At 66.0% G+C, this 25,215-nt stretch carries 26 protein-coding genes and 1 pseudogene; 17 read left to right on the top strand and 10 right to left on the bottom strand.

What is annotated here, in order from left to right; translation table 11 throughout:
* Positions 1 to 15: 15 nt before the first annotated feature.
* Positions 16 to 780: a Pr6Pr family membrane protein gene (locus AB0I69_RS05595; protein WP_363094271.1), complete on the bottom strand. Its 765-nt coding sequence runs from the start codon at positions 778 to 780 to the stop codon at positions 16 to 18.
* 84 nt (positions 781 to 864) lie between these two features.
* Positions 865 to 1,791, bottom strand: a complete 927-nt coding sequence (locus tag AB0I69_RS05590) for a metallophosphoesterase (RefSeq protein WP_363094270.1) — start codon at positions 1,789 to 1,791, stop codon at positions 865 to 867.
* Between the two features lie 112 nt (positions 1,792 to 1,903).
* On the opposite strand from AB0I69_RS05590, the gene AB0I69_RS05585 reads away from it, so the two are divergent.
* On the top strand, positions 1,904 to 2,371 hold the full coding sequence (locus AB0I69_RS05585) for a GatB/YqeY domain-containing protein (RefSeq protein WP_363094269.1): 468 nt from the start codon (positions 1,904 to 1,906) through the stop codon (positions 2,369 to 2,371).
* A 129-nt stretch (positions 2,372 to 2,500) separates the two neighbouring features.
* On the opposite strand, the gene AB0I69_RS05580 is transcribed toward AB0I69_RS05585, so the two are convergent.
* The gene (locus AB0I69_RS05580) at positions 2,501 to 4,765 is read right to left on the bottom strand and encodes a transglycosylase domain-containing protein (protein WP_363094267.1); all 2,265 of its coding nucleotides are present in this window, start codon (positions 4,763 to 4,765) and stop codon (positions 2,501 to 2,503) included.
* Between the two features lie 408 nt (positions 4,766 to 5,173).
* Between AB0I69_RS05580 and wblA the strand changes: the two genes are divergently transcribed.
* A complete protein-coding gene (wblA, locus tag AB0I69_RS05575) occupies positions 5,174 to 5,512 on the top strand; it encodes a transcriptional regulator WblA (RefSeq protein WP_019063745.1) in 339 nt (112 codons plus the stop codon).
* A gap of 65 nt (positions 5,513 to 5,577) precedes the next feature.
* Here the strand turns inward: wblA and AB0I69_RS05570 are convergent, their stop codons facing one another.
* Both AB0I69_RS05570 and AB0I69_RS05565 read right to left on the bottom strand, forming a co-directional pair.
* A complete protein-coding gene (locus tag AB0I69_RS05570; RefSeq protein ID WP_363094266.1) occupies positions 5,578 to 6,927 on the bottom strand; it encodes an ArsA family ATPase in 1,350 nt (449 codons plus the stop codon).
* Positions 6,924 to 7,901, bottom strand: a complete 978-nt coding sequence (locus AB0I69_RS05565) for an ArsA-related P-loop ATPase (RefSeq protein ID WP_363094265.1) — start codon at positions 7,899 to 7,901, stop codon at positions 6,924 to 6,926. Before AB0I69_RS05565 ends, AB0I69_RS05570 begins: the two co-directional genes overlap by 4 nt.
* A 95-nt stretch (positions 7,902 to 7,996) precedes the next feature.
* Here AB0I69_RS05565 and AB0I69_RS05560 point away from each other — a divergent pair, with 95 nt between their 5' ends.
* From AB0I69_RS05560 to AB0I69_RS05545, 4 genes are all read left to right on the top strand, one after another.
* Positions 7,997 to 8,155, top strand: a complete 159-nt coding sequence (locus AB0I69_RS05560; RefSeq protein ID WP_019063748.1) for a DUF4177 domain-containing protein — start codon at positions 7,997 to 7,999, stop codon at positions 8,153 to 8,155.
* Positions 8,152 to 8,619 (top strand): RidA family protein, encoded by a 468-nt coding sequence (locus tag AB0I69_RS05555; protein WP_363094264.1) that lies wholly within the window; start codon positions 8,152 to 8,154, stop codon positions 8,617 to 8,619. Before AB0I69_RS05560 ends, AB0I69_RS05555 begins: the two co-directional genes overlap by 4 nt.
* Before the next feature lie 96 nt (positions 8,620 to 8,715).
* Entirely contained in the window at positions 8,716 to 9,597 is an 882-nt protein-coding gene (locus AB0I69_RS05550; RefSeq protein WP_363094263.1) for an NUDIX hydrolase, read from the top strand.
* Positions 9,594 to 10,424, top strand: a complete 831-nt coding sequence (locus tag AB0I69_RS05545; protein ID WP_363094262.1) for an MBL fold metallo-hydrolase — start codon at positions 9,594 to 9,596, stop codon at positions 10,422 to 10,424. The genes AB0I69_RS05550 and AB0I69_RS05545 overlap by 4 nt, the downstream gene beginning before the upstream one ends.
* Here AB0I69_RS05545 and AB0I69_RS05540 read toward each other — a convergent pair.
* The 3 genes from AB0I69_RS05540 to AB0I69_RS05530 all read right to left on the bottom strand — a co-directional run bounded on the left by AB0I69_RS05540 (position 10,421) and on the right by AB0I69_RS05530 (position 13,109).
* Complete coding sequence (locus AB0I69_RS05540; RefSeq protein WP_363094261.1) at positions 10,421 to 11,251, bottom strand: nucleotidyltransferase domain-containing protein; 831 nt, start codon at positions 11,249 to 11,251, stop codon at positions 10,421 to 10,423. The genes AB0I69_RS05545 and AB0I69_RS05540 overlap by 4 nt on opposite strands.
* Before the next feature lie 59 nt (positions 11,252 to 11,310).
* Positions 11,311 to 12,354, bottom strand: a complete 1,044-nt coding sequence (locus AB0I69_RS05535) for a PQQ-binding-like beta-propeller repeat protein (RefSeq protein WP_363094260.1) — start codon at positions 12,352 to 12,354, stop codon at positions 11,311 to 11,313.
* Between the two features lie 80 nt (positions 12,355 to 12,434).
* Positions 12,435 to 13,109: a Crp/Fnr family transcriptional regulator gene (locus tag AB0I69_RS05530; protein ID WP_019063754.1), complete on the bottom strand. Its 675-nt coding sequence runs from the start codon at positions 13,107 to 13,109 to the stop codon at positions 12,435 to 12,437.
* A 207-nt stretch (positions 13,110 to 13,316) separates the two neighbouring features.
* Here AB0I69_RS05530 and nth (AB0I69_RS05525) point away from each other — a divergent pair.
* From nth (AB0I69_RS05525) to AB0I69_RS05505, 5 genes and pseudogenes are all read left to right on the top strand, one after another.
* Positions 13,317 to 13,883: pseudogene (gene nth / locus AB0I69_RS05525) on the top strand (endonuclease III); the annotation flags it as partial.
* Positions 13,884 to 13,976: 93 nt separating this feature from the next.
* The gene (locus tag AB0I69_RS05520; RefSeq protein ID WP_363094259.1) at positions 13,977 to 15,767 is read left to right on the top strand and encodes a recombinase family protein; all 1,791 of its coding nucleotides are present in this window, start codon (positions 13,977 to 13,979) and stop codon (positions 15,765 to 15,767) included.
* A gap of 957 nt (positions 15,768 to 16,724) precedes the next feature.
* Positions 16,725 to 17,141, top strand: coding sequence for a hypothetical protein (locus AB0I69_RS05515; protein WP_363094258.1), 417 nt, complete (start codon positions 16,725 to 16,727; stop codon positions 17,139 to 17,141).
* Positions 17,142 to 17,344: 203 nt separating this feature from the next.
* Positions 17,345 to 17,623 (top strand): hypothetical protein, encoded by a 279-nt coding sequence (locus tag AB0I69_RS05510; protein ID WP_363094257.1) that lies wholly within the window; start codon positions 17,345 to 17,347, stop codon positions 17,621 to 17,623.
* 313 nt (positions 17,624 to 17,936) lie between these two features.
* The gene (locus AB0I69_RS05505; protein WP_363094256.1) at positions 17,937 to 18,425 is read left to right on the top strand and encodes a hypothetical protein; all 489 of its coding nucleotides are present in this window, start codon (positions 17,937 to 17,939) and stop codon (positions 18,423 to 18,425) included.
* A 493-nt stretch (positions 18,426 to 18,918) separates the two neighbouring features.
* Here AB0I69_RS05505 and AB0I69_RS05500 read toward each other — a convergent pair whose 3' ends face one another.
* Positions 18,919 to 19,461, bottom strand: a complete 543-nt coding sequence (locus AB0I69_RS05500) for a hypothetical protein (protein ID WP_363094254.1) — start codon at positions 19,459 to 19,461, stop codon at positions 18,919 to 18,921.
* Positions 19,462 to 19,708: 247 nt separating this feature from the next.
* Here AB0I69_RS05500 and AB0I69_RS05495 point away from each other — a divergent pair, with 247 nt between their 5' ends.
* Complete coding sequence (locus AB0I69_RS05495) at positions 19,709 to 20,002, top strand: hypothetical protein (protein ID WP_363094253.1); 294 nt, start codon at positions 19,709 to 19,711, stop codon at positions 20,000 to 20,002.
* 574 nt (positions 20,003 to 20,576) lie between these two features.
* Here the strand turns inward: AB0I69_RS05495 and AB0I69_RS05490 are convergent.
* Positions 20,577 to 20,873: a hypothetical protein gene (locus AB0I69_RS05490; protein ID WP_363094252.1), complete on the bottom strand. Its 297-nt coding sequence runs from the start codon at positions 20,871 to 20,873 to the stop codon at positions 20,577 to 20,579.
* Between the two features lie 229 nt (positions 20,874 to 21,102).
* On the opposite strand from AB0I69_RS05490, the gene AB0I69_RS05485 reads away from it, so the two are divergent.
* The 5 genes from AB0I69_RS05485 (at position 21,103) to AB0I69_RS05465 (ending at position 25,204) form a co-directional block, all read left to right on the top strand.
* A complete protein-coding gene (locus AB0I69_RS05485) occupies positions 21,103 to 21,345 on the top strand; it encodes a hypothetical protein (RefSeq protein WP_363094251.1) in 243 nt (80 codons plus the stop codon).
* A gap of 5 nt (positions 21,346 to 21,350) precedes the next feature.
* The gene (locus AB0I69_RS05480) at positions 21,351 to 21,866 is read left to right on the top strand and encodes a DUF6879 family protein (RefSeq protein WP_363094250.1); all 516 of its coding nucleotides are present in this window, start codon (positions 21,351 to 21,353) and stop codon (positions 21,864 to 21,866) included.
* Positions 21,867 to 21,878: 12 nt separating this feature from the next.
* Positions 21,879 to 22,727: a helix-turn-helix transcriptional regulator gene (locus tag AB0I69_RS05475; RefSeq protein ID WP_363094248.1), complete on the top strand. Its 849-nt coding sequence runs from the start codon at positions 21,879 to 21,881 to the stop codon at positions 22,725 to 22,727.
* An 857-nt stretch (positions 22,728 to 23,584) separates the two neighbouring features.
* On the top strand, positions 23,585 to 24,424 hold the full coding sequence (gene nth, locus AB0I69_RS05470) for an endonuclease III (protein WP_363094247.1): 840 nt from the start codon (positions 23,585 to 23,587) through the stop codon (positions 24,422 to 24,424).
* Positions 24,425 to 24,508: 84 nt separating this feature from the next.
* Entirely contained in the window at positions 24,509 to 25,204 is a 696-nt protein-coding gene (locus AB0I69_RS05465; protein ID WP_363094246.1) for a CoA pyrophosphatase, read from the top strand.
* Positions 25,205 to 25,215: the final 11 nt, after the last annotated feature.

Raw genomic sequence — 25,215 nt, 5'->3', positions numbered from 1 at the left:
TTAGCCCACCGCTGGCTAGAGACGAAATCCGGTTTTGGCGCGGTGGTGGATCGGGTTGGGGCGGGCGTGGTCGAGGGCCACGAGGAGGACGGAGAGGGCGTAGAAGGCGAGGCCGAGGAGGAGGGCGTTGCCGAGGACGCTCTTGTAGCCGTGGTGTTCGACGTCCAGGAAGGAGTAGAGGTAGCGGCCCGGTGTGCCGGGGAGGATCAGTTCGCCTCGGCCCAGTGACACCGCCAGGTACGTCAGCGGGTACAGCAGCCACGTCGCGGCCATCCGCAGGTGCAGTCGGCCGGGGGCGGTCAGGAACAGCCAGTCGATCACCGCCGCGATCGGTGTCACCGTGTGCAGGACCTGGTTCGTCACCGCCTGCCAGCCCGAGAGGGACCCGCCCGTCATCGCGAACGGACTCGACGCGTGCGCCAGGATCAGGTGGTACACCAGGCCGGTGATCGTGATGTAGAGCAGTGCCGCGCCCGTGACCAGGGGGGAGAGGGGGCGGCGGGCCGTCCATGCCCGGCGAGCCGTGGCGATCATGACCAGGGCCAGCAGGATGTTGCTCTGGATCGTGAAGTAGGTCAGCACCCGGATCGGGCTGCCGAGGAACAGGTCGACGGTCACCGCCGCTGTCGCCGCCAGCGCGACCAGCAGTCGGTACGCCGCCGTCAGCGGGCGGCGGTACGGGGCCACCACCGCGGTGGCGGGAACGGGTGAGGCGAGCAGCGCGGGCATGCCGGGTACCGCGGGGAGGTCCGGGATGTCCCTGGGTATCGGGGCGGTCATGCCCTCACGCTAGGCAGCGGGGACGAATGGGGCGATACGGGTGGGCTGGATGAGGTACGCCGGCCGACCCCGACCCCGTACTCCCTACTCCCGCCCCACCAACGTCAGCAACGTCGCCTCCGGCGGACAAGCGAACCGCACCGGCGTGTACCGGTTCGTGCCGCACCCCGCGGACACGTGCAGGTACGACGTCCGGCCCTCCGCCGTGTGCGTGGACAGACCCTTCACCCGGTCCGTGTCCAGGTCGCAGTTCGTCACCAGGGCGCCGTAGAAGGGGATGCAGAGCTGGCCGCCGTGGGTGTGGCCGCCGAGGATCAGGGGGTAGCCGTCCGCCGCGAACGCGTCCAGCACCCGTAGATACGGCGCGTGCACCACGCCCATCGAGAAGTCGGCGTCGTCCGACGGGCCGCCGGCCACGCGCGCGTACCGGTCGCGTTTGATGTGCGGGTCGTCGACGCCGGTCAGTTCCACCGACGCGCCGTCGAGCTTCAACGTGCCCCGCGTGTTCGTCAGGTTGAGCCAGCCCGCCGCGTCGAAGCCGTCCCGCAGGTCCTCCCACGGGTTGTGGACGGCTCCTACGACGGGCGGGTTGCCGTTCAGACCGTGGCGGCCCGCGGTCTTTTCGAACAGGTACCGGGCGGGGTTGCGGGGCGTGGGGCCGTAGTAGTCGTTGGAGCCGAAGACATACGCGCCCGGGAACTCCATCAGCGGGCCGAGCGCGTCCAGGACCTCCGGGATGCCCTCCGGGTCGGAGAGGTTGTCGCCGGTGTTGAGCACGAAGTCGGGGCGCAGGCCCGCCAGCGAGCGCAGCCAGCGCTGCTTCTTGCGCTGGCCGCCGACCATGTGGATGTCGGAGACCTGGAGGACTCTGAGCGGGCGCATCCCGGCGGGCAGCACCGGGACCGTCACCCGGCGCAGGCGGAAGGAGCGGACCTCGAAGGCCGCCGCGTAGACCACACCGGCGGCGCCCGCCGCCGCAATTCCCAGGGGTACTCCGTATCGCGCGCGCATGCCTCCATCGTGTCAGACCCCACTGACACGCCTGACACGCCTGACGCCCCGTCGGCCGGTGCCCGGTAAATCGGCGGGCGGAGCCGGTTGCGCACCTGCGAGAATCAAACCCATGACCACCACGCTCAAGTCGAAGCTGCAGGAAGACCTCAACACCGCGATCAAGGCGCACGACAAGCTGCGCTCCTCGACCCTCCGGCTGACGCTCACCGCGATCACCAAGGAGGAGGTCGCGGGCAAGGAGAAGCGTGAGCTCTCCGACGACGAGGTCCTCAAGGTGATCACCAAGGAGGCGAAGAAGCGCCGCGAGGCCGCGGACGCCTTCGCGCAGGGTGGTCGCCCCGAGCAGGCCGCGCAGGAGAAGGCGGAGGGCGAGATCCTCGCCGAGTACCTGCCCAAGCAGCTCGGTGACGAGGAGCTGACCGCGATCGTCTCCCAGGCCGTCGAGGAGGCGAAGGCGGCCGGTGCCGAGGGGCCGCGTGCCATGGGTGCCGTCATGAAGATCGTGAACCCGAAGGTGGCCGGCCTGGCCGAGGGCGGTCGCGTCGCCGCCGTGGTGAAGAAGCTCCTCGCCGGCTGAACCGGCCGTCCGGAGAAACCCATTTCTCTACGACGACACGAGGACACGACGACGGGGGCGCCCCTTGTGGAAGGGGGCGCCCCCGTCGTCGTAGCCGAAAGAGCGGAAAGGCGGCTGGCCGCGGGGGAGTTAGCCCCTGGTGCCGCCGTTCCCGTTGCCGTTGTTGCCGCCGTTCGTCGTGCCCTGGATGAAGCCGTCCGGGAAGGAGAACGTCGGGGTGGGGGTGGTGCCGCCGTCGGTCGTGCCGGTGGTGGTGCCGGTGGTGGTCGTGCCGCCGTTGTCACCGTTCTTGCCGCCGTCGTTGCCCTTGCCCTTGTCCTTAGTGGGGTCGGGGATGTTGACGAGCTGGAACGACTCGGCCTGCTTGCCCTCCAGGGCGCCGGACATGGCGTCCTTCCAGATCGGGCCCGGGGTGTCGGCGCCGTAGACCTCGGAGTGGTAGACGCCGCCGATGGTGATGTTGGTCATCTCGACGTTCTGCTTGGCGCTGCCGACCCAGACCGCGCCGGCGAGGTTCGGGGTGTAGCCGACGAACCAGGCGTTCTTGCGGGAGTCAGTCGTACCCGTCTTGCCGGCGCTCTCGCGGTCGGTGAGGCCGGCCTCCTGGCCGGTGCCGGAGTCGACCACGCCGCGCAGCACGGTGTTGACGGTGTCGGCGGTCTTCTTGCTCATCGCCCGCGAGCAGGTCGACTTGGGGACGGCGAGCGACTTCTGTTCGTTGCCCACCTTCTGGGTGATGGACTCGATGGCGATCGGGGTGCAGTAGGTGCCCTCGTTGGCGAAGGCCGCGTACGCGGTGGCCATCGTCAGCGGCGAGAGGCCCTTGGAACCGAGCGCGATGGCCGGGACCTCGGGGATCTTGTCGCCGTTGCCCTGCACGACCCCGAGCTTGTTGGTCATGCTCACCACGGGGCACAGACCGATGTCGGAGATCATCTGCACGAAGTAGGTGTTGACCGACTTGGCCATCGCCTCCTTCAGCGCGTACGGACCCTTCTCCGACTCGCTCTCGTTCTCCACGGTCGCGCCGTCCGTGTTGACCCAGTTCTTGCCGCTGCAGGTCGAGACGGGGCTCGGGTAGTCCATCGAGTACGGCGCCGGGTACTGCTGGGTGGCCGGCAGGCCCTGCTCCAGCGCCGCCGCCGCCACGAACGGCTTGAACGTCGAACCGGTCGGGAAGCCGAAGTTGGAGCCGCCCATGTCGGCGTTGACCGAGTAGTTGTACTCGGTCTCGTTCTTGCCGTAGCCGTACGGCTTCGACTGGCCCATCCCGAGGATCTTGCCGGTCCCGGGCTCGACGAGGGTGGCCGCCGCGGCGACCGAGTCCGACTTGTAGATGTGGTCCTTGAGCGAGGCCTGCACCGAGTCCTGCGCCTGCGGGTCCAGCGTCGTACGGATCGTCAGGCCGCCCTGGTTCCAGATCTGCGCGCGGGCTTCCTTGGTCTTGCCGAAGACCGGGTCGCTCAGGAACACCTTCTCGACGTACTTGCAGAAGAAGCTGGCGCCCTTGACCGCGGTGATGCAGCCGTTCTTCGGCTGGCTGACGTTCAGGCCGAGGTCGGTCTTCTCGGCCGCCAGGGCCTCCGCCTTGGAGATGTCGCCGACCTCGGCCATGCGGGCCAGCACGGTGTTGCGGCGCTTCTTGGCCTCGGCCTCGTCGTTGATCGGGTCGTAGCGCGTGGGCGACTGGACGATACCCGCGAGGAGCGCCGACTGCTGGAGGTTCAGGTCCTTGGCGTGCTTGGAGAAGTAGCGCTCGGACGCGGCCTCGACGCCGTAGGCCTGCTCACCGAAGAAGGTGATGTTGAGGTAGTTCTCAAGGATCTTCTTCTTGCCGAGCTTCTCTTCGATCTGGATCGCGTACTTCAGCTCCTTGACCTTGCGGCCGAGCGTCTGCTGGGTGGCCTGCGCGACCTTCGTCGGGTCGTCACCGGCCTCCTCGACGAAGTAGTTCTTCACCAGCTGCTGGGTGAGCGTGGAGGCTCCCTGGGAGACTCCGCCGCTCTGCGCGTTCTTGTTGAGGGCGCGCAGGACGCCCTTCAGGTCGATCGCGCCGTGCTGGTAGAAGCGCGAGTCCTCGATCGCGACGATCGCCTTCTGCATGTACGGCGAGATGTCCTTGAGCTCCACCACCGTGCGGTCACGGGAGTAGACCGAGGCGATCTGGTTGCCCTTGCTGTCCAGGATCGTGGTGCGCTGGCTCAGCTGAGGGCTCTTCAGACTGTCCGGGATGTCGTCGAATCCCTGGACCGACCCCTTGGCCGCGAGCCCCAGCGCGCCGGCCGCGGGCATCGCGATTCCGGCCATGACGGCACCGGCGAGCACACTGACACCGAGGAACTTGGCGGCCTGCTGCATAGGGGACAGACCACCACCCGAGCGCTTTTTTGGCATGGGGGCAGCCTACGTTCTCATTCGCCGGACACGTGTATAGGCCTTGGCCTAAGCTGCTCTCAACTGTCACAGCAGAGCGGTCACGTATCAATACGTCCGGCGACCCCGAATCGTTCCGGTCGTTCCCTGTTTTTTTGTCGGGGGCGTGTCCGAATCCGCCTCCTGTGTCACCTGGTGCCCGTTGTGGCGCATGTCAACTGTCCTGGTTCGCCCGGGAAAGTCACGCATGTCGTCACCTCACTCCCCCGGGTGATCTGCCGCTTACGCATAGTCCGTTCGGGCCATTCAAGATTGGGCCCGAAGGGGGTGTTGCGCTGTGCCCACCTTCCGTAACGTCCTCAACTGGCGGCGGTGAATATGCCGCTGCCGCCGTGGGGGAGCCTCGATTCGGGAGAGGACGGCGCCGGTATGGGCTGGGTTACCGACTGGAGTGCGCAGGCGGCCTGCCGCACTACCGATCCGGATGAACTGTTCGTTCAAGGAGCAGCGCAGAACAGGGCGAAGGCAGTGTGCACCGGATGTCCGGTACGCACGGAGTGCCTCGCCGATGCGCTCGACAACCGCGTCGAATTCGGCGTGTGGGGAGGAATGACGGAGCGGGAGCGCCGCGCACTGCTGCGCAGGCGGCCCACTGTCACTTCATGGCGCCGGCTACTGGAGACCGCGCGCATCGAGTACGAACGAGGGGTCGGCATCATCCCCCTCGACGACGACGAGATCTACGAGAACTACGCGGCGGTGGGCTGAGGCCCACCGGTCCCTTCGGGGCCGACCCCGGGCGATCCCCGGGGGTACGCGCCCGGAGGTCCGCGTCAGACCTTCGTCTCGGGCAGCTCCGGCCGACCGGCCGCGAGTCGGTTCCCGATGTCCCGCAGCCCTGCGAGATCGTGCACATCGCCGGGCAGCGCGGCCACTTCGGCGACGGCCACCTCGGGGTGGCGCGCGGTGAAGCGGTCACGTGTGCGCTGCTCGCGGGAGAGCAGCCGCATCCGGTCGGCGTGCAGTCTCAGCAGCCCTGCGGTGAGTTGGTCGACGGATAGCTCGTCGGCGGGTCGCTCGTCGTCCGTGGCGGCGGGGGAGCCTTCGTCACGAGCTGCTGCCTGGGAACCGGGGGATTCTGAACTGCCGTACGTGTCGGGAGAGTTACGAAGTCCAGCTTTCCCGCCCACCTGATCGACAATGCGGGGCTCCTCAAGATTTTCCGCGGCGGCGAGCGCCCGCTCGGCCGACAACCGGGCGGCTCCGCTGCCGTGGACCCGGTTGAGCACCAGACCGGCCAGCGGCATGTCCTCGGCCGCCAGCCGCTCCACGAAGTACGCGGCCTCACGCAGCGCGTCCCGCTCCGGGGCCGCGACCACCAGGAACGCCGTCCCGGGTGCCTGGAGCAGCTTGTACGTCGCGTCCGCGCGCGTGCGGAAGCCGCCGAAGGTGGTGTCCATCGCGGCCACGAACGTCTGGACGTCCTTGAGGAGTTGACCGCCGAGCAGCTTGCCCAGGGTGCCGGTCATCATCGACATGCCGACGTTCAGGAACTTCATCCCGGCCCGTCCGCCCAGCTTCGCCGGGGCGGTCAGCAGCCGGATCAGCCGGCCGTCCAGGAACGAGCCGAGACGTTTCGGCGCGTCCAGGAAGTCGAGCGCCGAGCGGGACGGCGGCGTGTCGACGACGATCAGGTCCCAGTCGTGCTGGGCGCGCAGCTGGCCCAGCTTCTCCATCGCCATGTACTCCTGCGTGCCCGCGAAGCCCGCCGAGAGCGACTGGTAGAAGGGGTTGTTCAGGATCGCCGCCGCCCGCTCGCGGTCCGCGTGCGCCTCGACGATCTCGTCGAAGGTGCGCTTCATGTCGAGCATCATGGCGTGCAGTTCGCCGTCCCCGTCGACGCCCTTCACGCGTCGCGGGGTGTTGTCCAGCGAGTCGATGCCCATGGACTGGGCGAGCCGCCGAGCCGGGTCGATGGTGAGGACGACGACCCTGCGGCCCCGCTCGGCGGCCCGCAGTCCGAGCGCCGCCGCGGTGGTCGTCTTGCCGACCCCGCCCGAGCCGCAGCACACCACGATCCGGGTCTCCGGGTCGTCGAGCAGCGGGTCCACGTCGAGCACGCGCGCGTGGGAGATGTGGTGGGGGCGGGCGGTGTCCTCCGGGCGGGCCGGGTCCGGACTCATGACATCCCCTGCTTCCGCAGCTCGGTGGCGAGTTCGTACAGGCCCGCCAGGTCCATGCTCTCGGCGAGCAACGGCAGTTCGTGCAGCGGCAGGTCCAGGGCGCCGAGCACGGCCCGCTGGTCGTGCTCCAGGGCGTACCGCTCGGCGTACTCCTCGGCCTGCGCGAGGAGCGGATCCACCAGCTTCTCGGCGTTGCCGCCGCGCCGCGCCCCGCCGAGCCCGGCGGCGGACAGCGACTGTGCGACGGCGGTGCGGGGTACGGCCCGTACGAGATCGAGGTCGGTCGCGTCCAGTACCTCGGGCCGCACCATGTTCACGATGATCCGGCCCACCGGCAGCCGTGCCGCCCGCAGTTCGGCGATGCCGTCCGCGGTCTCCTGGACGGGCATCTCCTCAAGGAGCGTCACCAGGTGCACGGCCGTCTCCGGCGACTTCAGCACCCGCATCACCGCCTGCGCCTGATTGTGTATCGGCCCGATCTTGGCGAGCCCGGCGACCTCGTCGTTGACGTTGAGGAAACGGGTGATGCGGCCGGTGGGCGGCGCGTCCATCACGACGTAGTCGTAGGCGAACCGTCCGCTCTTCTCCTTGCGGCGTACGGCCTCGCAGGCCTTGCCGGTCAGGAGGACGTCCCGGAGGCCGGGCGCGACCGTCGTCGCGAAGTCGATCGCGCCGAGTTTCTTCAGGGCGCGGCCCGCGCTGCCGAGTTTGTAGAACATCTGGAGGTAGTCCAGAAGGGCCAGTTCGGGGTCGATGGCCAGGGCGTACACCTCCCCGCCCCCGGGAGCGACGGCGATCTTCCGCTCCTCATAGGGCAGCGTCTCCGTCTCGAAGAGCTGCGCGATGCCCTGGCGACCCTCGACCTCGACGAGAAGCGTCCGCTTCCCCTCGGTGGCCAGGGCCAGCGCGAGGGCCGCGGCCACCGTGGTCTTGCCGGTACCGCCCTTGCCACTGACGACCTGGAGCCTGCTCACGCCTTCGAGCCTAACCAGTCCGCGCCCGAACCAAGCCAGAGGCTGTGGACAACGCGACCACGGACGGTCGGTTCGCAGCGGCTAAAGTCGGCCGCATGACCAAGTGGGAATACTCGACTGTGCCGCTGCTCGTCCATGCCACGAAGCAGATTCTGGACACCTGGGGCGAGGACGGCTGGGAGCTCGTCCAGGTCGTGCCCGGGCCGAACAACCCCGAGCAACTGGTGGCCTACCTCAAGCGGGAGAAGGCATGAGCGCCGTCGACGCCCGGCTGGCCGAGCTCGGTCTGACCCTGCCGGCGGTCGTCCCGCCGCTCGCCGCGTACCAGCCCGCCGTGCAGTCCGGGGTGTACGTGTACACCTCCGGTCAGCTGCCCATGGTGGACGGCAAGCTTCCGGTCACCGGCAAGGTGGGTGGTGAGGTCACTGCGGAGGAGGCCAAGGAACTGGCCCGCACCTGCGCGCTGAACGCCCTCGCGGCCGTCAAGTCCGTCATCGGTGACCTGGACCGCATCGCACGCGTGGTGAAGGTCGTCGGCTTCGTCGCCTCGGCCTCCGACTTCACCGGCCAGCCCGGTGTCATCAACGGCGCCAGCGAACTGCTCGGCGAGGTCCTCGGCGACAAGGGCGTGCACGCGCGCAGCGCGGTCGGCGTGGCGGTGCTGCCGCTGGACTCCCCGGTCGAGGTCGAGATCCAGGTGGAGCTGACCCAGGCGTAATCGCTGTCCCGGAGTGCGCGACCGGCCGTAATCGCCGTCCTGGGGTGCGTGTTGTTGCCTCTCGAACATCCGCGCACTACGGGATAGCCTCCGCCCATGGCGAACGGTCAGTGGTACCCGGCGGAGTGGCCCGAGCGGATCCGGGCGCTCGCGGAGGGCGCGCTCACGCCGATCGTGCCCAGGCGGGCGGCCACCGTGATGCTCCTGAAGGACACCGGCACCGGTCCCGCCGTCCACATGCTGCGCAGACGCGCCTCCATGGCCTTCGCCGGGGGCGCGTACGCGTATCCGGGCGGCGGTGTCGACCCGCGCGACGACGACCTCCACGTCCGCTGGGCGGGCCCCACGCGCGCGTGGTGGGCGAACCGGCTGGGCGTGGACGAGACGGCGGCCCAGGCGATCGTGTGCGCGGCGGTCCGGGAGACGTACGAGGAGGCGGGCGTCCTGCTCGCCGGACCGACCCCCGACTCGGTGGTCGGCGACACCACGGGCGCCGAGTGGGAGGCGGACCGCGCCGCCCTGGTCGCCCGTGACCTGTCCTTCGCCGAGTTCCTCGACCGCCGGGGCCTGGTCCTGCGCTCCGACCTGCTGGGCGCATGGGCCCGTTGGATCACCCCGGAGTTTGAGACCCGCCGCTATGACACCTGGTTCTTCGTGGCCGTTCTCCCGGAGGGCCAGCGCACCCGCAACGCCTCCACGGAGGCCGACCACACGGTGTGGATCGCCCCCGGCGAGGCGGCGACCGCGTACGACAAGGGCGAGCTGACGATGATGCCGCCGACCATCGCGACCCTGCGTCAGCTGGTGCCGTGCGGCACCGCGGCCGAGGCGCTGTCGTCGGCCCCGGAGCGCGATCTGACACCCGTCCTTGCCAGGGCCCGCCTGGAGGAGGGCGAGATCGTCCTGTCCTGGCCGGGCCACGAGGAGTTCACGAAGCACATCCCGACCGACCTCTCGACCGGTGGAGCCTCCGCATGACCGACGCAGCCGCCCTCCCCGGCCAGCCACGTGGCGGGGTACTCACCGGTCCCGCCACCGTGCGCGCCGTCAACGTTCTCGCGCCCAACGCGTCCGCGATGACCCTGGACGGGACGAACACCTGGATCGTCGCGGAGCCCGACTCCGAGTTGGCCGTGGTCATCGACCCGGGGCCGTTGGACGAGGGGCATCTGCGCAACGTCGTCGACACGGCCGAGAAGGCGGGCAAGCGGATCGCCCTGACCCTGCTGACGCACGGGCACCCCGACCACGCCGAAGGCGCCGCCCGCTTCGCCGAGCTGACGGACACCAAGGTCCGCGCGCTGGACCCGGCGCTGCGTCTCGGGGACGAGGGTCTCGCCGCCGGGAACGTGATCCGTGTCGGCGGCCTGGAGTTGGTCGTCGTGTCGACGCCCGGGCACACCGGAGACTCCCTGTGCTTCCATCTCCCGGCCGATCAGGCCGTCCTGACGGGAGACACCGTCCTGGGGCGCGGTACGACCGTCGTGGCGCATCCTGACGGCCGCCTGGGCGACTACCTGGACTCGCTGCGGCGGCTGCGGTCCCTCACGGTCGACGACGGCGTCCACACCGTCCTGCCGGGCCACGGGCCCGTCCTGGAGGACGCCCAGGGTGCGGTCGAGTTCTATCTCGCCCACCGCGCCCACCGGCTCGCCCAGATCGAGACGGCCGTCGAGAACGGCCACCGGAGCCCGGCCGAGGTCGTCGCCCACGTGTACGCGGACGTCGACCGCTCACTGTGGCCGGCGGCGGAACTGTCCGTGCGGGCCCAGTTGGACTACCTGAAGGAACACGGCCTGATCTAGGCGATGTCGTCAGGGCGCGGGGCCTTCACGCCGTGCACGCGCGCGTACTCCTCGGCCAGCCACGGGCCCAGATCGTCGACGTACGACCGCAGGACGCCCGCGTCGCCCGTCGGCTCGTGTCCCAGGACGGCCGCCGCGCGCATCTCCTCGGCCCGCTCGGGGTAGTACGCGCCGAACGCCCCGGCCATCTCCCCGAGGTCGCTGGTCCAACCGTTCCAGCGGGGCATCACCAGCGTGAAGCCGGTGCGGACCAGGTGCCGGGACATGAAGCGCACCAGGGGGCGCCGGGCCTCGTCCGTGTCCTGGACCGTGGCGATGCGCTCGCGCCAGCGGGGGAGCAGCAGCGCCAGGTCACCGTTCGTCTCCCGGGCGAGCAGGGAGTCGGGGCGGTAGCGGGGCAGGTACTCGGCGAGGTCCTCCCCGAGCAGCGGTGTGCACAGGCACGCGAGGAACCACCCCAGGTCGTACGTCTCCGGCTCGCTCAGCAGCCGTGTCCGGCCGTACAGCAGTGTGCCGACCCCGTCGATCTCCGGGAACTCCTTGTCGAGCGCCTCGCCGAGGCTCCGTGCCGCGGAGCGGTCCTCCTCGGTCGGCTCCTGCCGGGTCACCACGAGCAGGTCCAGATCGCTGCGCCCCACGCGCGCGGTGCCGCGCGGGATCGACCCGTAGAGGTACGTGCTGTCGAGGCGTCCCCCGTAGAGGTCGATCAGCCGGTCCCGCGCGGCGGTGACGACCGGCCGGAAGGCGTGCGGGATCCGTCCCAGGGCGCCCTCGCGCTCGATGCATCCCTGGGCGTCGAGTCCTCTGTGGTGGACCGTTTCGGGCATGGGGTCACTGTGCCGGGAGACGGGTCCCCGGGGAGCGCTTTTGCGATCGCCCAACGGGGTCATCTCCAGCGGAACATCCGTAACCCGTGGCTGTAGTCGCCGGCCTCACAGCCCACCGCGACCAGGTCGCCGGACGCGGCGACGAGCGGGTCGAAGGCGGTGCCGCGCAGCCTGCGGCCGGTCACCACCCGGCCGTCGGCGGAGTCGAGCACGCTGAGGCGACCGCCGTACTCGTGCACGACCAGCAGCCGGCCGCGGTGGGCGAAGACGGCGTCCTGGTAGGTCTCCTTGCCGTGCCACTCCCACAGGAGCTCGCCCGAGGAGAGGGAGTACGCCCCGAGCCGGTTGCCCCGGTCGAGCTCTGCCCTGTCCCGGGGGACCAGGCCCACCACCAGGACGTCACCGGTCACGGCGACCCGCTCGCCGAACCGCTCGTAGCCGTCCGGCAGCGCCAGCGTCACGCCCTCCGTACCGCCGTCGCCCAGGAAGAGGAGCCGGTGCCCGCCGCGCGCGCCGCGTGTCTTCAGGACCGCCACGAACGGGTCCGCGCTGAGGACGGACACGCACTCCACGCGCGCGTCCGTGACGTCGTACTTCCACCGGATCTCGCCCGTGTCCACGTCGAGGGCGCGCATCACCGGCCGCGTCTCCCAGTCCTTCCAGGACTCGCCGGTCGTCGCGATGAGTCCCCCGCCGATGGCGACCTTGGCCGGGAGGTGCCCGAGGGGGGCCGCGTCCTGTTTCCGGCGGCGTACGACCTCGCCCGTGCCGATCGCCAGCGAGGTGAGGCCGACGCGTTTCGCGTCCCGGCGTCCGTCGTCGTAGTGCATCACCACCCCCACGCCGTCCACGGCGTCGGCGGACACCAGGCCGACGACCTGGTCGCCGGGTGGCCGCCAGGTCCACAGCGGTTGGCCCGTGGTGGCCCGGAACGCCTGTACGCCGTCGACGCGGGCGACGACGACGGTGTCGTCCGTCAGCCACAGGCCCAGTGGCTTTCCGCCGAGGTCGCCCGTCGCGTCGGGCGTTCTCCACAGTCGGCGCGCCGATCTTCGCCACCAGGAGTGTTTCCAGGCCGAATCCGACGCCTTGTCCTCGTACATCCCCACCCCTGGTGATACGCGAAGGGCCCCGCCGCCGAGCGAGGCCCTTCCACACGTACGAAAAGTACGAACTACGAAAACTAGCGCGAGCGCTTCGCCAGCCGCTCCACGTCCAGCAGGATCACCGCGCGTGCTTCCAGGCGCAGCCAGCCGCGGCCCGCGAAGTCGGCCAGCGCCTTGTTGACCGTCTCGCGGGAGGCGCCGACCAGCTGGGCCAGTTCCTCCTGCGTCAGGTCGTGCACGACGTGGATGCCCTCCTCGGACTGCACGCCGAAGCGGCGCGAGAGGTCCAGCAGAGCGCGTGCCACGCGGCCGGGGACGTCCGAGAAGACCAGGTCGGACATCGCGTCGTTGGTCTTGCGCAGTCGGCGGGCGACCGCGCGCAGCAGCGCGGAGGCCACCTCGGGGCGGGCGCTCAGCCAGGGCTGGAGGTCGCCGTGGCCGAGGCCGAGCAGCTTGACCTCGGTCAGCGCGCTGGCTGTCGCCGTACGCGGGCCCGGGTCGAACAGCGACAGCTCGCCGATCAGCTCGCCGGGGCCGAGGACGGCCAGCATGTTCTCGCGGCCGTCCGGGGAGGTGCGGTGAAGCTTCACCTTGCCCTCGGTGACCACGTAGAGCCGGTCGCCGGGGTCGCCCTCGTGAAAGAGGGAGTCCCCGCGCGCGAGGGTCACCTCACTCATGGAGGCGCGCAGCTCCGCGGCCTGATCGTCATCGAGCGCCGCGAAGAGCGGGGCGCGCCGCAGAACGTCGTCCACGAGTTCTCTCCTTGTCGACCTGCTCAGGGGATGGTGCTCCCCCTTGGTACCAGGGGACCGTGCTCCCCATTTTGCTGGACCGTCCAAACAGTGTGATCTGTCACAAGGATGCCGCACAGGTGTCCCGAGGTAAGCGGCAGGGGTCCAATTGGGGGCTGATCTTCGGGGTCCGGGGCGGATGTCAGTGGTGGGCTCTAGGCTGGCCGGGTGTCCAAATCGCCGGTGAGAGCACAGGCCAAGGGGGCTGGGCGGATGGTTGTACCTCGTGATTCCGCTGTGGGCGAACAGGGCCCTGACGGCGGTAAGAAAGCGGCAAAGGTGACAAAAGTATCGGCGAAGAAGGCGACGGTCACGGCGGGTGCGAAGACCGAGTCGCACACCGCCCTCGTCCGCCGTGCCCGCCGGATCAATCGCGAACTGGCCGAGATCTATCCGTACGCCCACCCGGAGCTCGACTTCGAGAACCCCTTCCAGCTCGTCGTCGCCACGGTCCTGTCGGCCCAGACGACCGACCTGAGGGTCAACCAGACGACTCCGGCCCTGTTCGCCAAGTACCCGACCCCCGAGGACCTGGCCGCCGCCGACCCGGAGCAGGTCGAGGAGATCCTCCGCCCTACCGGGTTCTTCCGGGCCAAGACCAAGTCGGTGATAGGCCTCTCCAAGGCCCTGGTGGCCGACTTCGGCGGCGAAGTGCCCGGCCGGCTCGAAGACCTCGTCAAGCTGCCCGGCGTGGGCCGCAAGACCGCCTTCGTGGTGCTCGGCAACGCCTTCGGGTTCGTCGCTTAGGTACCACGGTCAGCGTTCGACCCACTCACCCCTTCCTAGGAAGCGGACCCGTAGGGGTCCCTACGATCCCTAGGAGTAGGTGTGGTCACCGCGACCCCCGATGTGCCGGGAACCTTCCTGGCAGCACCCCCGGCTATCGAAGCCGTTGCAGTCGGCTACGTACGGCAGTCATCTGCCAAGACGAACAAGACTGAGGCATCCCCCCTCACCCAGCGGGCGGCGATCGAAGGACGGGCCGCTGAGCTGAACGCCCGGTTCGTCCGGCACTACGAAGACATTGGCATTTCGGGCTGGGACCCGGACGCGGAACGGCCAGGCTTTGAGGAAATGCTCAAGGCTGCCCGCGCTGGCGCCTTCAACATTCTGATTGTCTATGACGTCAGCCGCTTTTCTCGTCGGGAGATCGAGGATGCTGCCCCCATTGTTCTGGAGCTTCACAGGCTCGGGATCACAATCGTCAGCGTCACCGAGGGGGTATTCGCCCCGCGCGACACAATGGCGCTGATTTATCTGATCATGCGCCTTGATGCCGTGAACAAGGAATCGGCGGTCAAGTCTAGGAAGGTTCGCGACGTAAAGGCAGCACAGCGCGCTAAGGGTTCTTGGCTCGGAGGGCAGACGCCTTACGGTTTCGACGCTGAGTCGTACGTAGACGGCAAGCTGACGCTTATGCGGCTGGTCCACAACAGACCCGAGTCGGCAAACCTTCGGCGCATCGTCGCACTGATCTTCAAGCACATGCACGACCCAGTCACGAGAAAGCCGGGACAGCGCAATCCGGGAACGCTGTCTGCGCTCTGCGACGATATGACAGTCCAAAAGGTCCCCACGCGTGGCCAGCGGAAGGGTAAGGAGCGGAAGAACTCTGCATGGGCGGTAAAGACGCTGAAGTGGATTCTCCTCAACCCGGTGATTGCGGGTATGGACGCAGAGCCGATCTACAAGGTTCGGGAGAACGGCACCAGGACCAGCACACTGATTGGCTACCGGATTCGTCGGGACGAAGACGGGCGACCGAAGATGATCTGTGAACCGATCATCCCCCCGGGACAATGGTTCGTGCTGCGGGATTGGCTGATGGGCCGTGGTCAAGGTGAAGGCGTGGCCCATGGCACATCGCTTCTCAGTGGTCTTCGCAACGCTGAACGTAAAGCTATTCTCACGTGCGAGTGCGAACGACCGGGCAAGGCACAGAACAGCGGAGAGAAGCCGGTATATCTCTGTACCAGGGGCACGAATGTTCCGACGAAGCGCGGTGAACACGAAGCCAAGAACAGTGTGATGCAAAGCCACTTGGACGACTACGTTGCCCGCCGCATATTTGCCGTCATTCAGGATGCAACGCGAAGCGACGTAAGCGCGGAAACTCTGGAAATCGTGACTGAGGCGGCACGGGTTTTCTCGATGGCACAAGAACGCCCTGAGACAACCGCAGAGCGAACCGAAATAGTGACGGAAAGGGCTGACGCCCAAAACGCGCTCACGGACCTGTACGACGATCTAGACGCGGGTCTCTACTCCGGTCGTATTGGCCGCGAACGGTTCATCGCGAAGAAGGCGCGCATTGAGGCCAGGATCAACGCGGCAGAGAAAGGCCTATCAGCGTTGGCCGATCCGGAAAGCGTGGAACTTCCGCTAGCCGGATGGCTGGAATCCGAAAATGGCGACCCGCTAGGCGAAGGTTCATGGTGGGCCACGGCGGATCTTGCCGAGAAGCGGAAGTTCGTTGAACTGTTCGTGCGCAAGATCACGGTCAGGCCCACGGTAAATGCCCACGGGGGCCGCGTGCGAGGTGGCTACGACGTGACGAAGCGGATTGAACTGGAATTCGTGCAGTTGAAGCGAGACGAAGAGGGCGCGGAAGCCGCGTAAACAATTGGCACCAGCCCGGCCGGATCTTGGCGGATAGACCGGGCTGGTATCCCTCTCAGGGGAAGGCACCAGGATATGACACGCGCGGAGTTCGAAGCGCAGTGCGAGGCGGAAGAGGCAGCGTACTTGCGCGAGTTGGAGTGGCGGCACATCACGCGCCAACTCGAAGCCCTGTACGGCGCTGTGAGGGCCGAGGAGGTCACTGAGTACGCCAGGCAGCGCATACGGCGGCTGGAAGCCTTGCAGGCGGCACTACAGGGCTTCCCGGAGGCTCTTGCCGCGTAGCACCACCAGGCCCCGTCAGGCAGCAATGCCCGGCGGGGCTTCTTGCTGCCCTGTGAGCCTTACTGAGGGGCTTTCAGGGATTCGGACTGCCCGGCTACCGGCGACGGGCGGACGGAGGCTCACATGGGCGCTCAAAGCCTTGAGGGGGTCAGCGGGAAACGGAGCGAAAACTGTCCGGATGTAGAAAGCTTTCTGACACTCCGTCAGGAAACCCTATCCGACCTGCATAAATGTAGGAAGTGTAGTTTATGCAGTCATCTCAATTTAGCTCTAGGGGCTCCTAAGCAATACGGCGACCTCCACTCCGAACAGCACTATCTACACACCTAGAATCGCCGCATTTCACAATCTTGTGTGACGTCTGTCATATTTAAATTCGAGTATTTCCGTATTGGTGCAGGTCAGAGCGTTATTCGTCGGTCGCTGGTAGGCACTCCACTCGCTAGATACATTTCGGAGGACGAGTTAACCCCTCCGCGCGGGCGGCTACCACACCAGGCCCGTAGAACAGCCCCAGCTATGGGGGAGTATCCATAGCCACTGAACCGGCCCCCGGGCATGGGTTGAGAGATCGAAGGCGCGTGGTAGCCCCTTCTTTCACTCCCCGTGTCTGGGGGCTTTTCTCGTTTCCGCGCGCTGATTCGCGGGCTACCACACCAAAGGACTTCCACCATGCCTACGGCAGAGTCTGAGTACAAAGCAGCGCACAAGCGCGTTGTTGAGGCCAAGGGACCGGCTAGCCACAAGCCCTGTCAGTTCTGTGGGACCTTCGCCGCTGAGTGGAGCTATACGCACCAGGACCCGGCTGAGATTTACCGGGACGGCTACCTATGGTCTGAGAGCACGGCGTATTACATGCCGCTCTGCAAGCGTGACCACCGGGCCTATGACCGGGCTTTCCGACAACACGGCAAGGCGGTTCTTTCCGCTGTTGTTGACGCGCTTACGGAAGCCGGACGGCAGCGCTACGACGAAGAGCACAGGCAAGCCGTCAAGGCAATGACCCTTGACTGGTGGCGCGTACGGGAAACGGGGCTTGGCTACCTCACCCCTGAAGAGTCTGCCGCCATTGCAGGTGGACACCGATAACCCGCGCTCGGAAAAACCATGATATCCGAGCCGGCTGACCCCCTTCCTCATGAAATTCGGAGTGATTCCAATGGATGCAATCGGGGCTTCACAGGCCGTAGACATTCTCGAAGAACACGCAATAGTGCCGAAGGATGAACACGCGCGCACTAAGCTTTTCGCAGCGCTGGCCGTGGTTCGCATCCTCGCGCTAGGCGGTAACCATGCCGAATCTGACTGACGCTGACCGGGCGTACGTCGACATGTTCGCGCGCATTGTTGGTGAAGCTCTCGAAGGGTGCCCGAATGCGGATGCAAGCACAGGGCTCCTTTTCGATGCGTGCAAGGAAATCAGCGGCCCCAGCTTCATTCCGCTGGGCACCTTTGACCGTCTGCTACGAGCCACAGGCTATAAGCGCACTGACCGGCGTTATGGCAAACGCTACATAGGGCTTCGTCCCAAAAATCCGGCGTTTCATGACCGGGTCTACTACCGCACCTAGCCACCTCCGAAATTTCAGAGATGGCCAAACCGTGAAAGAGGAAATGACCGATGACTGAAACCCCGTGGTACATGAGCACCACCGACACGACTTCAACGGAGAAGGGAAGCCCGGAGCGAAATCGGCAGCACGTTGAGTCGATTGCAGCCGGGGCCAGCGAAGAGGCTGACGCCGTGGCCGCTCATCTTCGGAGCACTGAGGTTCAGGGCGTGATCATTTCCCCTGAGCTGCGAATGTCCATGGGGTATTCCGCGAATGCCCGCAAGGCTGCCACTCAGCTAGACGCTAACTGACTTCCGGAGGGACAACACACATGACTGAGAACGCTGTTGAGAAGGCGCGTAAGGCTGCTGAAGCGGCTGCCGTGAAGTTGGCTGAGGCTGAGGCCGTTGAGGCTGCCCGACAGGCTCAGGTTGCCACTGAGCGCGCTGAGCGTGCCCGTGAGTACGACCGGGACCTTCTTTCTCGATGGACTGAGATTGCCGCTGACGCGCGTGACTCTGAGGGGGACGCGACTTTCAAATACGATCCCAATTCGATGGGATTTCTTGAGGGCCTGATTCGTTTCGCGGCGGCTCGTGAAAAGCGCCGTATCGTGGTGCAGGCGGCTCAGAACGCCGAGTCAGCCCTAGAGATTCCGGTTTCGCATCGCACGGTTCCTGTGGGGGACCGTTTCTATTCGGTAGACGTTGCCGCTGAGCTGACCAGGATCGTTGAGGGAGAGGCTAACCGTCGGGCTGCCGAGTTCTCGGAAGCCTTTGAGGCGAAGCGAAACCGGGCCATCAAGGGTGAGGTTGAGTAATGGTCCATGACCTACTCGACCCGGGGCCGGACTACAACGGCCAGCCTGCCTACCTGGTGTGGCCCCGGGATGCGAACGGAGCCCCGTGCTTCGCTGACACACACAGTCCGGCGGACGTGGTCTTTCCTCAGCCTGGTGCAGCGCCGGTAATCCGGGGAATCGTCCAAATGCGGAACACGGTGGTAGATCTGGCGCACTATGACGCTGAGGGCAACCCACTGATCCCCCCGACCATTCCGCTAGACGTGCTGCGGCAGATGTGGGCGGACAACTATGGCTGACAGCCCATTCTGTGAGCTGTGCCCCCGGACAGAGAACAGCACTGAAAGCCCGGCTGCCGTGTCCGTCTTCTATCCGCTGACGCGCGCTCAGCTAGTCGCCCGTGGCGTCCGGCCTGATTATCCGGGCTACCGAAAGTCAATGTGTCTGGCTTGCTACCGCGTGTGGAAGCGCCGTTGATGATAGGTGTCCTGTATCCAACCGGGCAGGGCACCTATCTGCGAGTTCCGTCATCATCGAGCGCCTTTTGAGCCGCTAGCACGAAGGAATCAAGCTCTTTTCCGAGATCCCCAGCAGTCCGTGCCACATGTGCGCGTATTCGTTGCCGCTGTTGCTCATTGCCAGGAATATTGAGCTGTTCAAGAGCGCCCAAGATGGCGGCCAACTCCCAACTCAGGTGTTCGATCCTTATAGCTACTTTTGTCACTTGTTCCGGCCCGGATAGCGCAACATCGAACGCTTTATTTTTCAGAACCTGCGCGGCTTCAAATATGCGATTGCGGTGATCTTCATCTAATTCGTTGGGAATGTATTCCTCGCCCAGGCTGTAGGGTGACGTGTGATTTCGCATCAATGATCCAACTGCAATGAACTCTCGATAGATAGCCTGTCGGGGCTCCCTTCTTTGGCTCCGATGTTCTGACCGGGCAGTGATTCGCGCCCCTTCTCGCTGAGCCCAACCTGTTGCTAACGCTGCGCCGATTGTTGCCACTGATCCGGCAAGTGCGCCTAGTACGGCTGCTGTTCCTGCGTCCATGAGGGCATGTTCAGGCTGGACAGGACAGCGGGTCAAGGGCGAATGCGCTCCGCGCAAACTGTTCAATTAGCCATGGCAGGTCTTCCCCTCCCTGTCGCGCTCCTCTGTGTCGGCAAGGGGGTCCCTCCCCGGAGTGTGCTGCCGCAACCAGGCACCCCGAGCCGGCAAAAACCCCCAGGTTTCGTGACCTGCGCTCTTTCCTGACAACCTCTTCGCTGGCGTGTTTGCTGACGTAAGGAGACTGCCCATGTTGGCTGATGGCTGCGCGCCCTCACACGCTGAGTCGCTGACTCAATCGCTGAGATATGCGCTCACTTACGCCGAAGAGTTGAGCGTCATACTCGCTCACGGCAACGCCAATCCGGAACGGGCAGCGTACCTAGTGCAAGCCATTCGGAACATGCTGTGTTCTGCGGAAGATGAGATAGACCCGCTGGACGACGTACAACAGGAGATAGACGCCGTGGCAGCAATCCACGGGCTCAGTGATGTGGAGCTATTCAGCGCCATTACCGATGCCCCCACATCCGGAAATCCGTAGGTGACCCCCTATGCCATACCGCCCCCGGCGCCCCTGCCCTGCCGTACCCAACTGCCCCAACTCCGTCAGCGGTAAGGAACGGACCTGCCCTGATCATGTGCACATGCTGACTGCCCGACGCGCCGAGAAGGGGACCAGCGCATACGGCAAGGATTGGCCGCGCAAGCGTGAGTCATTCCTGTACGTGAATGCATGGTGCGTGTTGTGTCGTCAGCCTTCCAAGGTTGCTGATCACTTTCCTCTGAGCCGCAAGGAGCTGGTTAAGCGTGGCGTCACTGATCCGAACGCGCATGAGCACCTAAGAGCCCTTTGTGTGCGCTGCCATAACCGCGAGACCGGCCGTAACCAGGCTGGTGGTGTAGTCGCTGAGAGGCGGAGACAGTCACAGGCTCAGCGTGAATGGCAGCACTGGACAGAGAAGCGCGACGCTGAGGCCGAAGAACCACCCTTCTGAGTCCCCACCCTGGGGGGTGACCCCCTCCGGGCCTGACAGGAGCGCGGCAGGGAGGGGAAAAGCTAGCGCCGCAACTGGGGGCGTTTGCGCGGAGATATCCAACCCCATTTGATGCCCTGGTCACTCAGGCCATCTAAGCCCGATGCGTCTCGACGGATTCAATTGCCGACCATTCTGGGTCTTATTCAGCCAATCCATGGTGAGGCGTGTCTCGTCGTCCCTCATGCCAATTTGAAGACACTTTTCGCGTAGCGCTTCTGGTGTAACTCGGGACCGTGACCAGCGGTCGCGATAATCCATCATAGCTTCCTTGATCTTGGCCTTTTCTTCCCACGCGAGACAACCGGACTGTTTGACGTTCATGGCAATATCGTCCATGAATTCATTTACGTCTGCGGGTAGTCCTGTGCTGTTCATAGGGAACATTTTCCTACGGATGCAGACAGGACGCATGACCACAGCCCCGTATCCGCTGCCTTTCCTGGTGGCCGGTGCGGGGCTTCTCACGTTTCTGGTATCTGACGATGCGTCAGATAAGTGTGTCGGCTGACTCCAAGTGCCCTGGGCGCACGCCCTCTTGACGTGATCCGTCAGGCGGGTGATGGTCGTGCAATCGGACGCAATCGCATCGACGGAGGGACACGACATGCCGCTACGGTTCCTGGGGATCATCCCGAACACGCCTGACACGGACTCCCCAACCATCTGGCTGGACGAAGAGACCGGGGACCTGTTGATCCAGTCGTACAAGGCCACGGAGGAGGAAGTGAAGGCGTGCCAGGAGATCGGCTCAATTCCGGGTCACTCCACTGACGTGCCGGATCACGAGACGATCGTCAGGCTTCCCAAGGTCATGCTCCAGTACATCCCCCGCCCCGACAGTGAGTAGCAACGATGACGAACCCTGTACTTGAGGGTCTGGCGAAGGCGCGTCACTCAGCCGTTCACCTGGAAATGCGCGACGCGTACCAGCCGAGCGACCCCGAGTTCATCGCGTGGCAGGGCGGGCAGCGTCTTGACCCGGCCGCTGACCGGTCGACATGGTGGCGTCCGTTTCTCGATGTGGTAACCGAGACGACAGCGCGCGGAGTCGTAATGCGGCGTGCTCGGATCGTCTCGGAACCTGTGACGGACTACATCAGGTACGAATACGACGTGACGTTTCCGAACGTTGCGGCGGGTGAGCTGGTCCGCTGGTTGCCCCGGCGAAAGGCAGCCGACATCCCCCTACCCGGAACAGACCTTTGGATGTTCGACAACTCCTCAGTGCTGTTCACGTACTTCTCCGGAATCGGTGAGGTAGTTGATCGCGAGTGGTGCACTGAGCCAGCGGTCGTGACGCTGGTGAGTACGGCATTCGAAACGGTCTGGGAACGGGCCACATCTCACGAGGAGTACAAGCCGGTCTGACCGGCCCGCACCATGCCCGCATCAGGATCATCAAGTGTCCAGGCCGCCCGGAAAGTCCTTGCCGATCGCCTTCGGGAGATTTGCAAGGACGCCGGGTTGGACGGTAAGCGACTCGCTGAGGCGTGCGGGTGGCATCCGGCCAAGGTGTCTCGGATCTCTACCGCGAAGACCGCACCCTCTGCTGACGACATCCGCGCGTGGTGCAGTGCTTGCGACGCAGAAGACCAGACCGAAGACCTGATTGCCTCCCTGCGTGCCGTAGAGGGCATGTGGGTGGAATGGCGCCGGATGGAGCGTGCGGGGCTGCGACAGGCCCAGGAAGCGCGTTTGCCGCTGTATGAACGAACGCGTTGGTTCCGCTGCTACTCGCCGGGGCTTGTGCCTGGGTTGATCCAGACCCACGGCTACACCGAAGACGTATTGCGCGCCGTACAGCGTCGCCGGGTTGAGGTTGACGATGTGGCCGATGCCGTCGCCGCACGAATGGAACGTCAGCGCGTGCTGTATGAGGGTCAGCGTCGTTTCGCGTTCCTGGTGGAGGAGTCAGTTCTAAGGAACGCACTCGGTGAGTCGGATACGCAGGTTGAGCAACTTGAGCACTTGCTCACGGTCGCTGCGTTGCCCAATGTCAGTTTGGGTGTGGTGCGTATGAAACTCGGCCGCTCACGAATGCCGGTTGAGGGTTTCTGGATATTCGACACAGCACAGGTGAACGTTGAGTTGGTCTCGGGATACCTCACACTCACGCAGCCCCGAGAAGTGACCATGTACGCAGACACGTTCACCGCACTGGCCGATAACTCGGTGTACGGCGTGAAGGCACAGGCGCTGATCAGAGCGGCCATGGACTCACTTGGGTGATTGGCGTGCAATCTCGTGCAATCGGCTGTGAGTTGGGGTTCCAGTGTTCCTAGCGTGGTTGTCATCGGACCACGTGAGGGGACAGCGACCATGGCGAGTCAGACCACGGCGGACACCGACGCGCGACACGGTGAGATCGTCTCGGGCCGGTATCCGGAGATCCGGGCAACTCCCGCTCCGGGCTGTGACGTTTGTGCGGCGCTGGCTGATGAGTGGTTCGCTGACGGTGATCGGGACGTGTTGATTGAGATCAACAACCACCCTCACGAAGAGCCGAAGTTGTCTCGCGTACGCACCATGTTGGGTGAGGGGGCGACGGTCGGATGACTGCCCCCGCAAGGCGGCTGCACGGTCGTGAGAGCGCCTTACCGGCCCCGGAGCTAGTCAGCCTCGTTGAAGGCTCCGAACGGCCCACTGAGGGAGACTGGTGGACTGAGTACGGCGGCACCCTTGATCCGGTGTCCGGCGTGATTGCGTTCCCGCCCAACTCCCTGCCTCCCTGCCCCTTTCCCTGCGCCCGCTGTGAGCGTCGAGAGGAGGCGGGGTGACGGTCTCCCGAGATCACATCGGCAAGGTAGTCAGCGACGGGGTACGGACCGGCGTACTGCAAGAGATCATGAAGGATTGGGAAGACCCGGCCGGTACGCCGGGCGAGCGACGCAAGATGACTGCTGCGTTCGTCCGGCCAAACGGTGGGGGCTGTGAGTGGGTAATCCCGCTCTCGCAGCTGAGTCCCGCATAGACCCGACCCGCTGAGCGATGGCCCAAGCAAAGGCTCAGCGTGTCGGTTGCCCCGTCCGGCTGCCGTTCCCCCGTGACAGCCGGACGGGGCTACTTGTGCCCTTACGCTGGCCCTCATGGCCGAAGAGACCCGAACGGCGCTTGTCCGGCGGGCACGGAAGATCAACCGTGTACTTGCCGAGACCTACCCGTACGCGCATTGCGAACTGGACTTTGAGAACGCGTGGCAACTGTTGGTGGCAACGGTGCTCAGCGCGCAGACGACGGACCTACGGGTGAACCAGGTAACGCCCGGACTGTTCGCCAAGTACCCCCGCCCCGCTGATCTCGCCGGGGCTGAGACTGAGGACGTAGAGGCGCTGATCCGTCCCACGGGGTTCTTCCGAGCCAAGACCCGGAGCATCGTCGGGCTTGCTGCTGCGATCATGGCCGACTACGACGGCATGGTGCCCAAGACCACGGCTGAACTGGTGAAACTCCCTGGTGTAGGCCGTAAGACTTCGTTCGTCGTGACCGGCAACGCGTGCGCCTGTGACGAGTGCCGGGCGGGTACGGGGAACCATGGTGCTAATGTGACGACCCCCTTCGGGCGGCCCGGCATCACCGTGGACACACACTTCCAGCGGCTCGTACGACGCTGGAAGTGGACCGAGGCGACCGAGCCCGACAAGATCGAGGCCGCCGTGGGAGCGCTCTTCCCGAAGAGCGACTGGACGATGCTGTCCCACCACGTGATCTTCCACGGCCGCCGGATCTGCCACGCCCGCAAGCCCGCCTGCGGCGCCTGCCCCATCGCCCCGCTCTGCCCGGCGTACGGCGAGGGCGAGACCGACCCCGAGAAGGCGAAGAAGCTGCTCAAGTACGAGAAGGGCGGCTATCCGGGCCAGCGGCTGAACCCGCCGCAGGCCTATCTGGACGCGGGCGGCAAACCGGCGCAGCCCCTGGGATCGGCGTGACGGGATTCGGCATGACATCGGGGGCCGGAAGACGGAACGATCTCGGAGGTATCGGGCGTTGATCAGTGGGAACGGGGGTGGGGGATGACACGGGCGAGCAATACCCAGGGTGTGGTGCTCAGCAAGGAGGGGCTGCCGGGCTGGCTGGACCCGGTGGTGCACGCCGTGGAGACGGTCGAGCCGCTGCAGCTGAGCCGGTTCCTGCCGCCGGAGGACGGCGCGGGGCGGCAGTCGGCGGTCCTGATCCTGTTCGGCGAGGGGGACGGGGAGCGCGGGCCCGAGCTGCTGCTCATGGAGCGGTCGACCTCGCTCAGGTCGCACGCCGGTCAGCCGTCGTTTCCCGGCGGTGCACTCGACCCCGAGGACGGTGATCCGACGGGCGACGGGCCCTTGCGGGCCGCTCTCCGCGAGGCCGAGGAGGAGACCGGGCTCGACCCGGCCGGAGTGCAGCTCTTCGGCGTGCTGCCCAAGCTGTACATCCCGGTGAGCGGCTTCGTGGTGACACCGGTGCTGGGCTGGTGGCGGGAGCCGACGCCGGTGGGCGTGGTCGATCCGAACGAGACGGCGCGCGTGTTCACCGTCCCCGTGGCGGATCTCACGGACCCGGCCAACAGGGTCACGGTCACGCACCCCAGCGGCTTCCTGGGTCCGGCATTTCTGGTCGAATCGGCCCTGGTGTGGGGTTTCACGGCCGGAGTCATCGACCGCCTGCTGCACTACTCCGGTTGGGAGAGGCCCTGGGACCGTGAGAAGCAGGTCCCCCTCGACTGGCGGTCATGACAGGGTGTCGC

This window comes from Streptomyces sp. NPDC050508 (assembly GCF_040655155.1).
GTDB lineage: Bacteria > Actinomycetota > Actinomycetes > Streptomycetales > Streptomycetaceae > Streptomyces.
Note: the sequence above shows the minus strand (reverse complement) of the source record. Positions and strands in the feature narration are given on the sequence as shown.

What these genes read in the sequence shown, in the direction of transcription:
- AB0I69_RS05595 (WP_363094271.1), bottom strand. Translation starts at nt 780, where the DNA reads ATGACCGCCCCGATACCCAGGGACATCCCGGACCTCCCCGCGGTACCC.
- AB0I69_RS05590 (WP_363094270.1), bottom strand. Translation starts at nt 1,791, where the DNA reads ATGCGCGCGCGATACGGAGTACCCCTGGGAATTGCGGCGGCGGGCGCC.
- AB0I69_RS05585 (WP_363094269.1), top strand. Translation starts at nt 1,904, where the DNA reads ATGACCACCACGCTCAAGTCGAAGCTGCAGGAAGACCTCAACACCGCG.
- AB0I69_RS05580 (WP_363094267.1), bottom strand. Translation starts at nt 4,765, where the DNA reads ATGCCAAAAAAGCGCTCGGGTGGTGGTCTGTCCCCTATGCAGCAGGCC.
- wblA (WP_019063745.1), top strand. Translation starts at nt 5,174, where the DNA reads ATGGGCTGGGTTACCGACTGGAGTGCGCAGGCGGCCTGCCGCACTACC.
- AB0I69_RS05570 (WP_363094266.1), bottom strand. Translation starts at nt 6,927, where the DNA reads ATGAGTCCGGACCCGGCCCGCCCGGAGGACACCGCCCGCCCCCACCAC.
- AB0I69_RS05560 (WP_019063748.1), top strand. Translation starts at nt 7,997, where the DNA reads ATGACCAAGTGGGAATACTCGACTGTGCCGCTGCTCGTCCATGCCACG.
- AB0I69_RS05555 (WP_363094264.1), top strand. Translation starts at nt 8,152, where the DNA reads ATGAGCGCCGTCGACGCCCGGCTGGCCGAGCTCGGTCTGACCCTGCCG.
- AB0I69_RS05550 (WP_363094263.1), top strand. Translation starts at nt 8,716, where the DNA reads ATGGCGAACGGTCAGTGGTACCCGGCGGAGTGGCCCGAGCGGATCCGG.
- AB0I69_RS05545 (WP_363094262.1), top strand. Translation starts at nt 9,594, where the DNA reads ATGACCGACGCAGCCGCCCTCCCCGGCCAGCCACGTGGCGGGGTACTC.
- AB0I69_RS05540 (WP_363094261.1), bottom strand. Translation starts at nt 11,251, where the DNA reads ATGCCCGAAACGGTCCACCACAGAGGACTCGACGCCCAGGGATGCATC.
- AB0I69_RS05535 (WP_363094260.1), bottom strand. Translation starts at nt 12,354, where the DNA reads ATGTACGAGGACAAGGCGTCGGATTCGGCCTGGAAACACTCCTGGTGG.
- AB0I69_RS05515 (WP_363094258.1), top strand. Translation starts at nt 16,725, where the DNA reads ATGCCTACGGCAGAGTCTGAGTACAAAGCAGCGCACAAGCGCGTTGTT.
- AB0I69_RS05510 (WP_363094257.1), top strand. Translation starts at nt 17,345, where the DNA reads ATGCCGAATCTGACTGACGCTGACCGGGCGTACGTCGACATGTTCGCG.
- AB0I69_RS05505 (WP_363094256.1), top strand. Translation starts at nt 17,937, where the DNA reads ATGACTGAGAACGCTGTTGAGAAGGCGCGTAAGGCTGCTGAAGCGGCT.
- AB0I69_RS05500 (WP_363094254.1), bottom strand. Translation starts at nt 19,461, where the DNA reads ATGGACGCAGGAACAGCAGCCGTACTAGGCGCACTTGCCGGATCAGTG.
- AB0I69_RS05495 (WP_363094253.1), top strand. Translation starts at nt 19,709, where the DNA reads ATGTTGGCTGATGGCTGCGCGCCCTCACACGCTGAGTCGCTGACTCAA.
- AB0I69_RS05490 (WP_363094252.1), bottom strand. Translation starts at nt 20,873, where the DNA reads ATGAACAGCACAGGACTACCCGCAGACGTAAATGAATTCATGGACGAT.
- AB0I69_RS05485 (WP_363094251.1), top strand. Translation starts at nt 21,103, where the DNA reads ATGCCGCTACGGTTCCTGGGGATCATCCCGAACACGCCTGACACGGAC.
- AB0I69_RS05480 (WP_363094250.1), top strand. Translation starts at nt 21,351, where the DNA reads ATGACGAACCCTGTACTTGAGGGTCTGGCGAAGGCGCGTCACTCAGCC.
- AB0I69_RS05475 (WP_363094248.1), top strand. Translation starts at nt 21,879, where the DNA reads ATGCCCGCATCAGGATCATCAAGTGTCCAGGCCGCCCGGAAAGTCCTT.
- nth (WP_363094247.1), top strand. Translation starts at nt 23,585, where the DNA reads ATGGCCGAAGAGACCCGAACGGCGCTTGTCCGGCGGGCACGGAAGATC.
- AB0I69_RS05465 (WP_363094246.1), top strand. Translation starts at nt 24,509, where the DNA reads ATGACACGGGCGAGCAATACCCAGGGTGTGGTGCTCAGCAAGGAGGGG.